General features: G+C 52.0%; 11 protein-coding genes and 8 tRNA genes. 10 read left to right on the top strand and 9 right to left on the bottom strand.

What is annotated here, in order from left to right; genetic code table 11:
* The 4 genes from NZ653_00005 to NZ653_00020 all read left to right on the top strand — a co-directional run.
* On the top strand, positions 1-215 hold a 215-nt coding region (locus tag NZ653_00005; GenBank protein MCS7285518.1), incomplete at its 5' end, for a S41 family peptidase.
* Positions 212-1,408 carry a S41 family peptidase gene (locus NZ653_00010; GenBank protein MCS7285519.1) on the top strand — a complete coding sequence of 399 codons (1,197 nt, stop codon included), beginning with the start codon at positions 212-214 and terminating at the stop codon, positions 1,406-1,408. The genes NZ653_00005 and NZ653_00010, both read left to right, overlap by 4 nt.
* Before the next feature lie 4 nt (positions 1,409-1,412).
* The gene (gene smpB, locus NZ653_00015) at positions 1,413-1,871 is read left to right on the top strand and encodes an SsrA-binding protein SmpB (protein MCS7285520.1); all 459 of its coding nucleotides are present in this window, start codon (positions 1,413-1,415) and stop codon (positions 1,869-1,871) included.
* 171 nt (positions 1,872-2,042) lie between these two features.
* The gene (locus NZ653_00020; GenBank protein ID MCS7285521.1) at positions 2,043-5,456 is read left to right on the top strand and encodes a DNA polymerase III subunit alpha; all 3,414 of its coding nucleotides are present in this window, start codon (positions 2,043-2,045) and stop codon (positions 5,454-5,456) included.
* A 539-nt stretch (positions 5,457-5,995) separates the two neighbouring features.
* Here the strand turns inward: NZ653_00020 and NZ653_00025 are convergent.
* The 8 genes from NZ653_00025 to NZ653_00060 all read right to left on the bottom strand — a co-directional run bounded on the left by NZ653_00025 (position 5,996) and on the right by NZ653_00060 (position 6,653).
* Positions 5,996-6,069: transfer RNA gene (locus NZ653_00025), tRNA-Asp, on the bottom strand.
* 4 nt (positions 6,070-6,073) lie between these two features.
* A tRNA-Asn gene (locus tag NZ653_00030) sits at positions 6,074-6,146 on the bottom strand.
* 5 nt (positions 6,147-6,151) lie between these two features.
* Positions 6,152-6,223: transfer RNA gene (locus NZ653_00035), tRNA-Glu, on the bottom strand.
* A 6-nt stretch (positions 6,224-6,229) separates the two neighbouring features.
* Positions 6,230-6,302 (bottom strand) — tRNA-Phe (locus tag NZ653_00040).
* A 4-nt stretch (positions 6,303-6,306) separates the two neighbouring features.
* Positions 6,307-6,378 (bottom strand) — tRNA-Gly (locus tag NZ653_00045).
* A gap of 12 nt (positions 6,379-6,390) precedes the next feature.
* Positions 6,391-6,462: transfer RNA gene (locus NZ653_00050), tRNA-Ala, on the bottom strand.
* A gap of 14 nt (positions 6,463-6,476) precedes the next feature.
* Positions 6,477-6,568, bottom strand: a tRNA-Ser gene (locus NZ653_00055).
* A 13-nt stretch (positions 6,569-6,581) separates the two neighbouring features.
* A tRNA-Gln gene (locus NZ653_00060) sits at positions 6,582-6,653 on the bottom strand.
* 97 nt (positions 6,654-6,750) lie between these two features.
* Here NZ653_00060 and NZ653_00065 point away from each other — a divergent pair.
* The 6 genes from NZ653_00065 (at position 6,751) to NZ653_00090 (ending at position 14,056) form a co-directional block, all read left to right on the top strand.
* Positions 6,751-9,603, top strand: a complete 2,853-nt coding sequence (locus NZ653_00065) for an exonuclease domain-containing protein (GenBank protein ID MCS7285522.1) — start codon at positions 6,751-6,753, stop codon at positions 9,601-9,603.
* Positions 9,604-9,709: 106 nt separating this feature from the next.
* Positions 9,710-11,254 (top strand): acyl-CoA carboxylase subunit beta, encoded by a 1,545-nt coding sequence (locus NZ653_00070; GenBank protein MCS7285523.1) that lies wholly within the window; start codon positions 9,710-9,712, stop codon positions 11,252-11,254.
* Between the two features lie 9 nt (positions 11,255-11,263).
* On the top strand, positions 11,264-12,241 hold the full coding sequence (locus NZ653_00075; GenBank protein MCS7285524.1) for a glycosyltransferase family 2 protein: 978 nt from the start codon (positions 11,264-11,266) through the stop codon (positions 12,239-12,241).
* Positions 12,231-12,947, top strand: coding sequence for a response regulator transcription factor (locus NZ653_00080; GenBank protein MCS7285525.1), 717 nt, complete (start codon positions 12,231-12,233; stop codon positions 12,945-12,947). The genes NZ653_00075 and NZ653_00080 overlap by 11 nt, the downstream gene beginning before the upstream one ends.
* On the top strand, positions 12,940-13,209 hold the full coding sequence (locus tag NZ653_00085) for a winged helix-turn-helix domain-containing protein (GenBank protein MCS7285526.1): 270 nt from the start codon (positions 12,940-12,942) through the stop codon (positions 13,207-13,209). Before NZ653_00080 ends, NZ653_00085 begins: the two co-directional genes overlap by 8 nt.
* Positions 13,202-14,056: a BtpA/SgcQ family protein gene (locus tag NZ653_00090; protein ID MCS7285527.1), complete on the top strand. Its 855-nt coding sequence runs from the start codon at positions 13,202-13,204 to the stop codon at positions 14,054-14,056. The genes NZ653_00085 and NZ653_00090 overlap by 8 nt, the downstream gene beginning before the upstream one ends.
* Here the strand turns inward: NZ653_00090 and NZ653_00095 are convergent.
* A complete protein-coding gene (locus tag NZ653_00095) occupies positions 14,053-14,433 on the bottom strand; it encodes a hypothetical protein (GenBank protein MCS7285528.1) in 381 nt (126 codons plus the stop codon). The genes NZ653_00090 and NZ653_00095 overlap by 4 nt on opposite strands.
* Positions 14,434-14,447: the final 14 nt, after the last annotated feature.

Consider the following 14,447-nt stretch of genomic DNA (forward strand, 5'->3'; position numbering starts at 1 on the left):
GGAGGAGAACATATGGGAAAGGCTCAGTCCAGTGGGTGTACGACTTGAGCGATGGATCTTCCCTTCACGTCACGGTCGCCCAGTGGTTTACTCCCAATTACCGCAAAGTGGAAGGGAACGGTCTTGAGCCCAACATTCAGGTGGAGCCGAAGGAAGGAGTTGATGCTTGGCTGGAGGAGGCGCTTAATTTTCTGAAAAAAGGAGGTGCTGAATGAAATTTCTCAGAATTTTGATGGTAGCTTTCCTGAGTGCTTTGGCTGTAACGGCTTCTTTCCTGACAGGAATGGGCATTGGAATGTATCAGGTTTCTGCCCCGGCCGTTACACCGGCTGTTGCCCCGGCCAGAGAGGGGGAAAAGTTTGATTTTTCCGTTTTCTGGGAAGCCTGGGAAATCTTGGAAAAGGAGTTCTACGGGGAAGTGCCTTCACCACAGGAAAGGATGTATTCGGCCATAAAGGGTGTGATTTTGTCCCTGGGTGACCCTTACACCTCTTTCCTGGACCCGAAGCATGCTTCCCTGGCCCGAGAGGATATAAAGGGAACCTTTGAAGGGATAGGAGCCATTGTGGATATGAGAGAAGGAAGGCTGGTGATTGTGGAGGTGATAGAAGGGCAACCTGCGGAGAAGGCCGGCCTCAAAAGCGGGGATATAATCCTCAAGGTGGACGATAAACCCATTGAGAACATGAGCCTCCTGGAAGCAGTGCTCCTGATCCGGGGCCCAAAGGGTACCCCGGTTAAGCTTACCGTTCACCGGGAAGGACTTGAGGAGCCCTTTGAAGTAACGATAATCCGCCAGCGGATTGAAATACCCACGCTCTCTTATAAAATGCTGGAAGGGGGCATAGCATACATAAAATTAAGAGAATTCAACGAAATTGCCCCCCGGAAGCTCAAGGAAGCTTTGAAGGAGCTCATGCCCAAGAATCCCAGAGGGATAATCCTTGACCTGAGGGGTAACCCTGGGGGACTTCTTTCGGCAGCGGTGGAGGTAGCAAGCCAGTTTGTGGACCAGAGTCCAATCCTCATTGAAAGATTGAAGAGCGGTGAACAGAAGCTTTTCAAACCTGTGCGCGGTGGCCTCGCTACTGATCCGAGAATCCCTATGGTGGTTTTAATCAATGGGGCCAGCGCCAGTGCTTCGGAAATCGTTGCCGGAGCTATAAGGGACCACAAGAGAGGGATTCTTATAGGTGAAAAAACTCTGGGGAAGGGATCAGTCCAGCAGCCTTTTACCCTCAAGGATGGCTCTGAACTCCGGGTTACTATTGCCCGTTGGTTCACACCTTCGGGCCAAGCCATCCATGGAGAGGGGCTAATTCCCGACATAGAAGTTAAGGCTGGCGAGGAAGGCCAGGACCCTCAGCTGGAAAAAGCGGTGGAGTATCTGCTCACATTGAGAAGGTGAAAGGATGAGCGTGAAAGTTGTGGCCAGTAACCCTAAAGCTTTTCACGATTATTTCATTGAAGACCGATATGAGGCGGGTATTGTCCTTACAGGCTCCGAGATAAAGTCGGTGAGGGAGGGGAGGGTAAACCTGCGGGATAGTTTCGTCCTGATAAAAGACGGAGAAGCCTGGCTTATGGACGCCCATATAGCTCCCTATAAACAGGCAGGGCGTGAAAACCACGATCCCCGTCGCCCCCGCAAGCTCCTCCTCCACCGTTACCAGATAAATCGCCTCATGGGCAAAGTCAGGGAAAAAGGCTACACTATAGTCCCTCTCCAGATGTACATTAAGGGAAGATGGGCTAAAGTGGAAATAGCCTTAGCCAAAGGCAAGAAGCTTTACGATAAGCGCCGAGCCATAGCCGAAAGGGAGGCTGAAAGGAAAATCCGCCGTGCTCTCCGAGGGCTTGATGACTACTGAACTTGCCTTTCCTTAAAATACTGCTGCCCATTCTGGGCCGAGTAGCCACAATAAATAGTTGTCCGTAGCTTTGATGTAGCCTATAAATCGTTTGTTTCTCCCTCTTTTTCCTGAAAACTGGCCTTGCACCTCGCCCCTTGAGAGATATAATTGGGGAAGGGGGTATGAAGGATGGCTTTTGTGCATCTCCATGTCCACAGTGAATACTCTCTTCTGGACGGTCTTCCTCATATTGATGAGCTTCTGGAGGCGGCCCGGAAGATGGGCATGCCCGCTCTGGCTCTTACCGATCACGGCGTCATGTATGGAGCCGTGGAATTCTACCTCAAGGCCAGGGAAAAGGGGGTGAAGCCTATAATAGGGTGCGAAATGTATATCGCCCCCAGGAGGATGCAGGATAAAGACCCCAAGCTGGATAAATTCCAGTTCCACCTTGTCCTTCTAGCCATGAACGATACCGGTTACCGGAACCTGATCAGGATAACCACCGCAGCGCAGCTGGAAGGCTTCTACTATAAGCCCAGAATTGATAAAGAATTCCTGGCCGCCCACTCCGAAGGCCTTATCGCCCTCACCGCCTGCGAATCTGGAGAAATTCCCAAATTGATCCTGGAAGGGAAAAAGGAAGAAGCCTACAGGGCTGCAGCCTGGTTCAGAGAAGTCTTCGGTCCCGAAAGGTTCTTCCTGGAACTCCAGGACCACGAACCCGAAGAATACCGGCTCGTAAACCGGGAACTTGTGGCCATGGGAAAGAAACTCGGGATACCAGTCGTGGCCACCAACGATGTCCATTACATCCACCCGGAAGATGCCCCCTATCAGGACATCCTCCTCTGCCTTCAGACAGGCTCTATCATAACCGATCCCAACAGATTGAGGATGGACGGCCTCACCTATTATATGCGTTCCCCTGAAGAAATGGCTTCCCTCTTTTCCGAAGTCCCCGAAGCCATCAAAAACACCCTCCTCATAGCCGAAATGTGCGAGTTGGACCTGGGACCGAAAACGTTCCATATCCCCCATTTCCCCGTCCCCGATGGATTTACCCCCGATTCCTACCTTGAAGCTCTGGCCCTGGAAGGCCTCAGGAAACGCTACGGGACCATAACCCCGGAAATTGAAGCCCGCTTCCGCCACGAGCTTGAGGTGATTAAAAGCTTGGGCTTTTCCGGATATTTCCTCATAGTGCAAGATATAGTCCGCTTCGCCCGGGAGAGGGGAATCCTGGTAGGGCCAGGACGAGGCTCAGCAGCAGCCAGCATCGTCTCCTATGCTCTTGGGATAACGGAGCTTGACCCTCTGCGGTATGACCTGATCTTTGAACGCTTCCTCAACCCGGGAAGGGTCTCCATGCCTGATATTGATATAGATTTCCAGGATGACCGCCGCGACGAGGTTATAGAATACGTGGTCCGGAAGTATGGCCAGGACAGGGTGGCTCAGATAATAACCTTCGGGACCATGGGCGCCAGAGCTGCCATAAGGGATGTGGGGAGAGCTTTGGACATGCCTCCTGGCGAAGTGGATATGGTGGCAAGGCTTGTGCCTCCAGGGCCCAGGGTCACCATAGATTACGCTCTGGAAGTTTCCCCCAAACTCCAGAAGCTCTACGAAGAAAGCGATTACATCCGCAAGCTCATTGACACCGCCCGCCGCCTTGAGGGGGTAGCAAGGCACGCTTCCACCCACGCTGCCGGCGTCGTGGTGGCCGACGCTCCCCTCACCCATTACGTTCCGCTGCACCGCCCCACCAGGGGAGAGGAAGGGAGTGGAATCGTCACCCAGTACCCGATGGAGATCCTGGAAGAGCTGGGCCTGCTCAAGATCGACCTTCTGGGGCTATCCACCCTCACTCTTATCAGGAAGACTTTGGATCTCATCCGGGAAAGGCGAGGGATAGACCTCAAACCTCAAGATATACCCCTCGATGACCCTGAAATCTACAGGCTTCTCTCTTCGGGAGAAGTCACTGGAGTATTTCAGGTGGAATCGGCGGGGATGAGAAGGACTCTAATGAAACTGCAGCCCACTGTTTTTGAGGACGTGATAGCCGTTCTGGCCCTGTACCGCCCCGGCCCGATGCACTACATTGACCTTTACATAGACCGCAAACACGGCCGGAAGGAGGTGGAATACCGGCATCCAGCGCTGGAACCAATCCTGAAAGAAACCTATGGAATCATGATCTATCAGGAGCAAGTTATCCGCACTGCTATGGACCTGGCTGGCTATTCAGCTTCGGAAGCGGACCTGATGCGTCGGGCGGTGGGCAAGAAGAAAGAGGAGGAGCTCAAGGCCCACCGAAACCGCTTCGTGGAGGGAGCGATCCAGAGGGGAATAGCCCCTGAGGTGGCTCATGAAATCTTTGATGATATTGAATTCTTTGCCGACTACGGTTTCAACAAAGCCCACGCTGCGGCTTATGCCGTTCTGACCTGTCAGACAGCTTACCTTAAAGCGCACTATCCCCTGGAATTCATGGCTGCGCTTCTCACAATAGAGCGCCACAACACCGACAAGCTTCCGCTTCTCATCGCTGAATGCCGCCGGATGGGGATAGAGATTCTGCCTCCGGATATAAACCGCTCGTCCACAGGCTTTACCATTGAGGGGAACGGCATTCGCTTCGGGCTTGAAGGGGTGAAGAATGTAGGGGCGGCGTCGGTAGAAGCGATCCTGAGGGCCAGGGAAAAGGGAGGGCCCTTCAGGAGCCTGGAGGATTTCTGCTTCCGGGTGGACCTGAGGGATGTTGGTAAGAGAGCGCTGGAGTGCCTCATAAAAGTTGGGGCCTTTGATTCCTTTGGAGAAAGGGCTTCCCTTCTGGCAGCGATGGAAAAAATGGTGGCCCTGAGCACTGAGGCCCACAAAGCCAGGGGGATGGGTCAGCTTGTGCTTTCCCTCCCCATTTCTATCAAACTTCCGAAAGTAAAGCCCGCCTCCAGAAAGGACATACTGAGCTGGGAGAAAGAACTGGTGGGTGCTTATATTTCGGAGCACCCCATATCTCAGGTCCTCCGTTCTCTTCCTGGCCATATAGTGACCCATTACCTTGGGGAGATAAACGAGGAGCTGGAGGGGCAGAAAGTTTCCGTCCTTGGTCTTGTCACTTCAATAAGGGAAATAACTTCCTCTAAAGGCAAACCCATGGCTTTTGCCCAGATTGAAGACCTGCAGAGCAGCATCGAAGTGGTAATAAGGCCTCAGGTGTGGGAAAAGACAGCCCCTCTGTGGGAGGAAGGGCGAATTCTCCTTGTAAAGGGTAAGGTGGAGACAAGGGAGGGCAAACCATCCATCATTTGTGAAGATGCCCAGAACCATGTAACGCTGATAAAGCCAGTTGAGCCCCCAAGGCACCTCCACGTGACCATTAGGCGCACAGGCAATCCGGAGGCTGATTCTGCGCTTCTGGAAAGAATTTACCATCTCCTTACCCGCTACCAGGGCAAGGACAGGTTCACCATCTATCTGGAAGATTACGTCCTGGAATTTCCCGAAGCCCAGACCCGTTACTGTTCGGAGTTGGAGGAAGAACTTTTCTCCATCCTCGGCCCTGGTGCAGTGAGGGTAGAGATTACCAATCCGTAAACTGACTAATACAAGTTTTTCCTGGGGCGGAGGTTTTACGGGATATCTGGCCTTTAGTGTTTCCCGAATGCGTTCCCGGCCTCCTTGATTCCAAGGCAATAGACAACGCCACTGGTGGGAGAAATTTGTAGAAGGCTGGGTTCTTTAATAGTGAGACTTAACCCAAAGGTTTGCAGTTCGCTCCAGAGGTTAGCACCCTTATAGGTTAAAGCCTGGTCTTCGGAGGGGAATTCTTTCAATTGCTGGCCCTTAGTTGGTGTGTCCTGCACAGCTTTCCATCCCGGAGCGGAGACAAACCCAAAAGGCCCTCGCTTTTTCCCACCCTGAGCTGGCAAGGAAGGAAAAGGCTAAAAAACCTTTAGTTCTCTACCGATGCTAGAGCGTCTATAACCCCGGGTTATCGTAACAGTAAAGCTTGCCTGGATTTTCCTATGTCCTTCTATTTAAGGGTGGGCTTGAGGCCATAGGAAAGCAGGCAATTGTCATTACATCGTCCGGCAAGCCCCGGAGGTGTTCATAGTGCATTGATAAAAATAAAACGGGGCCGACGGGCCTCGAACCCGCGACCTCCGGCTTGACAGGCCGGTATTCTAACCAGCTGAACTACGGCCCCAAAACTGCGGGGGTGGGACTCGAACCCACAACCAGACGGTTAACAGCCGCCCGCTCTCCCCGTTGAGCTACCCCGCATCCTATGGCGCATAGGGGACTCGAACCCCTACTACGGGCTTGAAAGGCCCGTGTCCTAACCCTTAGACGAATGCGCCTCTAATTGCCGAGGGTCGGAGTCGAACCGACGACCCTGCGGTTTTCAGCCGCATGCTCTACCACCTGAGCTACCTCGGCCCAGAGCGGGCGATGGGATTCGAACCCACGACCTCTTCCTTGGCAAGGAAGCGTTCTACCGCTGAACTACGCCCGCACTTTCTATTTATGGACCCGGCCGGATTCGAACCGGCGCTCTCCTCGGTGCAAACGAGGTGCCTTCCCACTTGGCCACGGGCCCCCCTTTTTAAAGAACGGGGAGGCAGGGATTCGAACCCTGGAAGGAGCTTTTTAGGCCCCTTAACCGCTTAGCAGGCGGCCCCGTTAGACCTCTCCGGCACCTCCCCTTTTAACGTGCCACTGGGGGACGAGGATTCGAACCTCGACTGGCGGATCCAGAGTCCGCTGTCCTGCCGATTAGACGATCCCCCAATTTTCGGTATATATTTTATCACTGCCTTCTTTTCCTGTCAAGCACCGGCCATTGTCAAGCCCTGGCTTTTATTGTATAATCCCAAAAGGGGCGAAAATGGGCCGAGTTTTTGTAGCTTTAGACCTTGAAACCACAGGGTTTGACCCAGAAAGAGATGCTATCATTGAAATAGGCGCCGTTAAATTCCGCGGCGATAAAGTCCTTGGCACCTTTTCTTCCCTCGTAAATCCTGGTCGCCCAGTTCCCTTTAAAGTCCTGCACCTTACAGGCATAACCCAGGCCGAGCTGGATAAAGCCTCCCCCCTTCGTTCCCTCCTCCGTCCTCTGGAAGAATTTGTGGGGGAAAGCATAATTGTAGGCCACAGCATTGATGTAGACCTGGCATTCCTCAGGCGGTGGGGTCTTTTTATCTTCCATCAGGCTCTGGACACCTTTGAACTGAGTTCAATTTTTGTTCCCTACGCTGCCCGTTACAGTCTCGTGAAATTAGCCGAAACCCTCGGAATAAAGGTCATAACTCACCACAGAGCTTTAGATGATGCCATTACTTCCATGCGCCTCTTCAATGCCCTCCTAGATAAAGCCCTTGAACTTCCAGCCGAAACCCTGGAGGAAATTATAAACCTTGCAAAAAAGGCACGCTGGCCTATTGAGGCCTTCTTTCAAGAGGCCCTGGAGAGAAAACGGCGCCTCCCTTCTGCTCCGAGCCTGGCCCAGCAACTTAAAGCAAAAGGCCTGCTGGGGGAAACCCCCCTTACCTTACTCCTCAGGGAGGAAACTCCACCCCTCAAACCCGAAGCAGAAAGGAAACCCGTTGACCCCAATTTGATGGGAAGCCTCCTGGAGGAAGGAGGGCTATTTGCCAGGCGCTTTCCTGGTTACGAATACCGCCCACAGCAGGTGGAAATGACCAAAGCCGTGGCCAGAGCTTTGAACGAAAGCCACCACCTTCTGGTTGAAGCTGGCACAGGGGTGGGAAAGTCTGTGGCCTATCTCCTGCCCGCCATTTACTTTTCAGTCCAGAACGGCGAAAGAGTAGTGGTCTCCACCAACACGATAAACCTCCAGGACCAGCTCTACCGGAAAGATTTACCAGACCTCAAAAGAATTTTGCCCTTTGACTTTAAAGTGGCAATTCTGAAAGGACGCTCCAATTACCTGTGTATGCGAAAGCTTTCCATAATGCGTAATAGGGTGGAAATGCGCCCCGACGAAGCCAGGCTTCTGGCCAAAGTCCTGGTCTGGCTTCAAAGCACTTTATCAGGGGATGTAGCCGAGCTCTTTATCCCTGCAGTTGGGGAAAAGGCTGCCTGGGAGGAAATAGCCTCTGATCCCGAATCATGCCTGGGAGAGCGTTGCCCCTACCATCGGGACAAACGATGCTTTTTCTATGCAGCCCGAGATAGTGCCGAAAAAGCCCACATAGTGCTCATAAACCACGCCCTGCTCCTCTCTGACATAGCCCTGGAACATAAGGTCCTGCCCGATTATCGCTTCCTGATAATAGACGAAGCCCACCATTTAGAGGATGCGGCCACAAAGCAATTGGGCTTTTCAATAGATCAGGTGGGGATTGAAGGGCTTCTCACATGGCTTGGGCGCGACGAAAAAAGCGGAGACCTCCTGGGCCAGCTTCTAAGCAAAATAAGCCCCCTCGTATCCCGAACCTTCCGACCCCAGCTTGAAGAATTTATCCAGGCCAAAAGGAGAGAGATCAAACTTCTGCAGGAACACATCTTTTCACTTTTCTCCATATTGAAGGAATTCTTTACCCTTAGAAAGGATGAAGCGGGCGATTCCGAATACGATTATAAAATTAGGATTACCAGAGCCATAAGGACTCAGCCTGATTGGGCCAGAGTGGAAATAGCCTGGGAATCGGTGAATCGATCCCTTTCCAGGCTTATAGATGGGCTTTCACGCTTCCTCAGAGACCTTCAGAGTCTATCAGAAATGGCCGAAGATTATTACCTTGAAAGCTTACTTCAAGAACTCGGGGGAACCTTATCCCGCCTTTTGGAGTGGCAGGCGAGAGCACACACTATCCTCGTGGCCCCATCCGAGCAGGGAATATACTGGGCCCACCTGAACCCTTCCGGCGGATACATCTCCCTAAATGCAGCCCCCCTCCATGTAGCTCCGGTGTTGGAAAAAAGCATCTTTAGCTCCAAGGAAAGCGTGATCCTGACCTCCGCTACCCTAAGGGTGGGAGAATCCTTTGAATACATACGGGAACGCCTGGGGATAACCGAGGCAGAGGAGCTGGCTCTGGGTTCCCCCTTTGATTATCGCTCCTCAGCCCTTCTTTATTTACCCTCTGATATCCCTGAGCCCGATACCCCTAACTACCAAAGGATGGTAGAAGAGGCCATCCTTAAGCTCGCCAAAGCTTTGGAGGGTAAAACCCTTGTGCTCTTCACTTCTTACCGCCAGCTCCAGCGGACGGCCAAAGCCATAACCCCTGCCTTAGCCGAAGAAGGGATCCTGGTCCTAGAACAGGGCGAGACCGCTTCTCGCACCCAGCTTCTTGAAACCTTCCGCACAGCCGAGAAGGCTGTGCTCATGGGCACAAGGAGCTTCTGGGAGGGAATCGACGTGATGGGAGAAACTCTCAGCTGTGTAATTATACCAAGGTTGCCCTTTTCAGTGCCCACGGACCCCATCTTTTCCGCGCGAAGCGAAACTTATGAGGACCCCTTCCACCAGTATGCCCTTCCTGAAAGCATTTTAAGACTCCGTCAGGGCTTTGGCCGCCTCATAAGGAGCAGGACCGACCGGGGCATCGTTGTCATACTGGATAAGCGCATCCAAACAAGACAGTATGGTAAACTTTTCCTCCAATCTCTACCCCCCTGCACCGTGATGAAAGGCCCTCTTGAATTTCTGCCCTATGAGGCTTTGAAGTGGATGAACAAGTTAACAGGACCAGAACTTACCACGGGAAAATAAAGATGGCTACTCAGGTCACCCGCCTGAAGATCGCCCATCAGTGCTCAACCAGTTGAGCCGGGTTTATATAACAAGATAAAACTTCAAGGAGGGAGGCCAAATGGGAATGAGAGAGCTAATAGAGGACCTCAGGAAGAAAAGAGAAGAAGCTCGGCTCGGAGGGGGATTAAAAGCTATAGAATCCCAGCACTCCAAGGGCAAACTTACCGCGAGGGAGAGGCTGGAGAAACTGCTGGATGAGGGTTCTTTCAAAGAGATAGACGTTTTTGTCACCCACAGGGCCACCGAGTTCGGAATGGCCGAAAGGAAATACCTGGGAGATGGAGTGGTAACAGGGTGGGGTACTATCAACGGAAGGCAGGTTTTTGTCTTCGCTCAGGATTTTACAGTTTTCGGGGGTAGCCTGGGGGAGGCCCACGCCGCTAAAATCTGTAAAGTAATGGACATGGCCATGAAGATGGGGACGCCCATAATTGGCATCAATGATTCCGGAGGAGCCCGCATTCAGGAGGGTGTCATGAGCCTGGCTGGCTACGCCGAAATCTTCCTGCGCAACACCCTCGCCTCAGGCCTCATCCCCCAGATATCGGCCATTATGGGGCCATGTGCGGGTGGGGCTGTTTACTCTCCAGCTCTAACCGATTTCATCATTATGGTGAGAGGTATTAGCCACATGTTCATAACCGGCCCTCAGGTTATAAAAGCCGTTACCCGGGAGGATGTGACTTTTGAAGAACTGGGCGGCGCCGATGTCCACGCCACTAAAAGCGGGGTTGCCCACTTTGTAGCCGAAAATGAAGACCACTGCTTCCAGCTTATAAGAAGCCTCCTGAGTTACATACCCCAAAACAACATGGAAGACCCCCCCTTTGTCCCTACCGACGACGATCCCTATCGCCAGGATCCGGAACTGGATGAAATAGTTCCCGAAAGCCCTACTAAGCCTTATGATATCAAAGAGGTTATAAAAAGGGTTGTGGACAAGGGCGAGTTCCTGGAGGTCCACGCCGCTTACGCCCCCAACATTGTAGTAGGATTTGCCAGGCTTGGGGGATACAGCGTTGGGATAGTGGCGAACCAGCCCAAGGTTCTGGCTGGGGCCATTGATATAGATGCCTCTGTAAAGGCAGCACGCTTTGTCCGTTTTTGCGATGCCTTCAACATACCCCTTGTAGTTTTTGAAGACGTGCCAGGCTATCTCCCGGGCGTTGCCCAGGAGCATGGAGGCATAATCCGCCATGGAGCCAAGCTCCTTTACGCCTTCTGCGAAGCCACTGTCCCCCGCATCACGGTTATAACCCGTAAGGCCTACGGAGGTGCTTACTGCGTAATGAATTCCCGCCACATAAGGGGGGATCTCGTCCTGGCCTGGCCTACGGCTGAAATAGCCGTTATGGGCCCTGAAGGTGCTGTAAACATCGTCTTCCGCAAAGAACTGGAACAGGCACCGGATCCTGAAGCTATGCGGGAGAAACTCATAGAGGAATACAGGGCTAAATTCGCCAACCCATACGTAGCAGCTTCCCAGGGCTTCATAGATGACGTGATAGAGCCCCATGAAACCCGCCCTCGCCTTATAGAGGCCCTGAAAGCCCTGCAGAACAAGCGAGACTCCAATCCACCCAAAAAGCACGGCAATATTCCCCTCTGATGGGTAGAAATGGTTAAGCTCATAATCCAGATACCGTGCTACAACGAAGAGAAAAACCTCCCCCAAACTTTAAAGGATATCCCAAGGTCCATACCTGGTGTGGACCGGGTGGAAATCCTGGTGGTGGACGATGGGAGCACTGATGGAACTGTGAGGGTGGCCCAGGAAATGGGAGTGGACCATATACTCAAGCTCCCGGGCCACATGGGGCTGGCTAAAGCCTTCAAAGCGGGTATTGAAGAGGCCCTCAGGCTTGGGGCGGATATAATCGTTAACACTGACGCCGATAACCAATACCCTGGTAAATACATCCCCCTGCTGGTGGAGCCTATCCTTCGAGGGGAAGCAGAGATTGTAGTGGGAGACCGTGGAGTGACCAAAGTGCCTCATTTTTCCCCGCTCAAGCGTTTACTCCAGAACTTCGGTAGCACAGTAGTGGGTTTAGCAGCTGGAATGAAAATTCCCGATGCCACCAGTGGCTTCAGGGCCATGACCCGTCGGGCTGCCCTTCACACCATTGTAGTAAGCGAGTATTCCTACACCCTGGAAACCTTAATCCAGGCCGGTGTTCAAAAGATCCCCGTGAAATATATTCCCATTGAAACCAACCCCCCGATGCGCCCTTCGCGCCTCATAAAAAGCATCCCCCAATATCTCGCCATTTCTTTCTCCACCATCCTGCGCATTTACACCATGTATCGCCCCCTTAAGGTTTTCCTCCTCTTGGGCACCCTCAGCATCATGGGGGGTGTGGCTATAGGAATACGCTTCCTATACTTCTACTTCACGGGAAGGGGTGCGGGTCATATCCAATCCTTGATTTTGGCCGCAATACTATCCATCGTAGGCTTCCAGATCTGTTTGATAGGTCTGCTGGCAGATCTTGTGGGGTTCAACCGGAAGCTATTGGAGGAAATTTTGTTTAAGGTCAGAAAATTAGAGCTGGAAATTGAACACTTGCGGGAGGAAAAGGGAAATGGAGTTTAAAAACAGGTTAATCCTCGTGGTGGACGACGAGAAAAAATTGGTGGACTTTATCAGGATGAACCTGGAGCTGGAGGGTTTCAGAGTCTCTGAGGCTTACACCGGCATGGAAGCTTTGGAAAAGGTGAAGAAAGAGCTCCCGGATTTAGTGGTGCTGGATGTTATGCTGCCGGACCTTGATGGGTTTGAAGTCCTTGAATACCTGAGGGAATTTTCCCAGGTTCCGGTGATAATGCTCACCGTGAGAAAAGATGAAGAAGATAAAATTCGAGGCCTTGAATTGGGCGCTGATGATTACGTCACCAAACCTTTCAGTCCCAGGGAGCTTGTAAGCCGAATAAAGGCAGTCCTTAGAAGAGTATCGGCTATGGTTCCAGCTAGCGAGGTAGTTAAAGTGGATGATGACCTGAGTATAGATTTCCGCAACCGTGAAGTCATAGTCAGGGGGCAAAAGGTCAAACTCCGCCCCACCGAATACCGCCTGCTCTACCACCTGGTAAACAATGCAGGTTGGGTAATGCCCCACGAGATGCTTCTTTCAAAAGTTTGGGGCAGGGAGTACCGGGACGATGTGAACCTTTTGAGGCTCTACATTAATTATTTGCGCCAGAAAATAGAGCCCGACCCCTCCAATCCTCGCTACATCCTTACGGAAAAGGGGGTAGGTTACAAGTTTATAGATTTCAAGCGGAGAGAATACAATGCTTAGAAAAATTCTTGAGGAAATAGCGTCGGGAAAGGCTATAAGCCTCAGAGAATTAGCCAATCACCTTGGCCTTGAAGAAAAAATTGTGAAGGCTATGCTGGAAGATTTGGAATTGAGAGGCTACCTCTCCTCCCGTTCCCCCGAGTGTTCTTTCCACTGCGAAGGCTGCACCTTGAGGGAAACATGCGGAGTGGCCGGGATTGATAGAATCTGGTTCTTAACGGAGAAAGGAAGGAAAACCATCAAGGAGGAAAAGCATGGTTGAATGGAAAGAAAGGCTGGAAAGCCTTCGGTTAAAAACCCTTAAAGACCTCTTTGGGGTGGAGAAACCCATTATTGGTATGGTGCACCTCTGGCCTTTGCCTGGATCCCCTGGTTATACCGGCTACGGTATGGATTTGATCATTGAAAAGGCCCTTGAAGATGCTCATGCCCTGGTGGAGGGCGGGGTGGATGGCCTCATCGTAGAAAACATGTGGGATCTGCCTTACTTTGTGGGGAGCGAAATCCCACCCGAAGAGATGACCGCCCATGCTGTAGCTGCCCGCAAGGTAGTAGAGGCAGTAAAGGTACCGGTGGGGATAAATGTAGTGCACAACGGCGGAGTGGTAACTCTGGCCATTGCTGTAGCTTCCGGGGCCAGATTCATAAGGGTTTGCCTTTTAACTGGAGCCAGGGTTTGGGATACCGGAGAATTCGACCGCGGTTGTGCTGCCAGGCTCCTGCGCAAACGGAAAGAGCTGGGAGCAGAGCATATAAAAATTTTTGCCGATGTAGATAAAAAACATTCCGTCCCATTTCCCGGCATTGACCTGGCCACCCACATAGAATGGACCGAGTTCTACATGGCCGATGCTATAATCGTTTCGGGCAAAATGACAGGGGATGCTCCTGAGGTGGAAAAAGTAAAGGCTGCCAAGGAGCTCAGTTCCCGTCCGGTCCTTGTAGGAAGTGGTGCTACTTTAGAGAATATCACCGAATTCCTCAAATACGCCGATGGGGCCATCGTGGGCACATACTTCAAAGTCAAAGGTATAGCAGAAAACCCGATTGATTTAGACCGGGTCCAGCGTTTTATGGAGGCGGTAAGAAAAATCCGGGGTAGCCTCTAATGGAGGCGGAAAAGGAGATAGCGCGGCGGGCGCCTTTCCATAATTATAATGGAAGCCCAGGATAGGGCTATAGCTATTATGGATAAAACAATAAATGGGACATTCCAGCCCGAGCTTCCTGAGGAGCGAGCTCCAGGCATGAACATTAGAAGCCGCATTACAATATTAAGGCCCTGGACAAAGACTAAGAGGTTTCGGCCAGCCAGGGGGTTCAAAACCCCCGTATTCAGTCCCAAGAGAGCCAGCAGGAAAAGGACGAAAAGGCTGAGGGGGAGAACAATTATGGAGATTTCCCTCAACATTTTGGGAGGATAAAGGAAGAGGGAGATAACCTGTAAAAGTAAGACTCCGATAAGCCAGTAATATCTTCCCTTCACGAGCCCTCTCCTCG

It is taken from the genome of Anaerolineae bacterium, assembly GCA_025062375.1.
GTDB lineage: Bacteria > Chloroflexota > Anaerolineae > SpSt-600 > SpSt-600 > SpSt-600.

Bases quoted from the DNA above. Each gene is read 5' to 3' on its own strand.
- NZ653_00085 (MCS7285526.1), top strand. From the start codon at position 12,940: ATGCTTAGAAAAATTCTTGAGGAAATAGCGTCGGGAAAGGCTATAAGC.
- NZ653_00070 (MCS7285523.1), top strand. From the start codon at position 9,710: ATGAGAGAGCTAATAGAGGACCTCAGGAAGAAAAGAGAAGAAGCTCGG.
- NZ653_00080 (MCS7285525.1), top strand. From the start codon at position 12,231: ATGGAGTTTAAAAACAGGTTAATCCTCGTGGTGGACGACGAGAAAAAA.
- NZ653_00020 (MCS7285521.1), top strand. From the start codon at position 2,043: ATGGCTTTTGTGCATCTCCATGTCCACAGTGAATACTCTCTTCTGGAC.
- NZ653_00010 (MCS7285519.1), top strand. From the start codon at position 212: ATGAAATTTCTCAGAATTTTGATGGTAGCTTTCCTGAGTGCTTTGGCT.
- NZ653_00075 (MCS7285524.1), top strand. From the start codon at position 11,264: ATGGTTAAGCTCATAATCCAGATACCGTGCTACAACGAAGAGAAAAAC.
- NZ653_00065 (MCS7285522.1), top strand. From the start codon at position 6,751: ATGGGCCGAGTTTTTGTAGCTTTAGACCTTGAAACCACAGGGTTTGAC.
- smpB (MCS7285520.1), top strand. From the start codon at position 1,413: ATGAGCGTGAAAGTTGTGGCCAGTAACCCTAAAGCTTTTCACGATTAT.
- NZ653_00090 (MCS7285527.1), top strand. From the start codon at position 13,202: ATGGTTGAATGGAAAGAAAGGCTGGAAAGCCTTCGGTTAAAAACCCTT.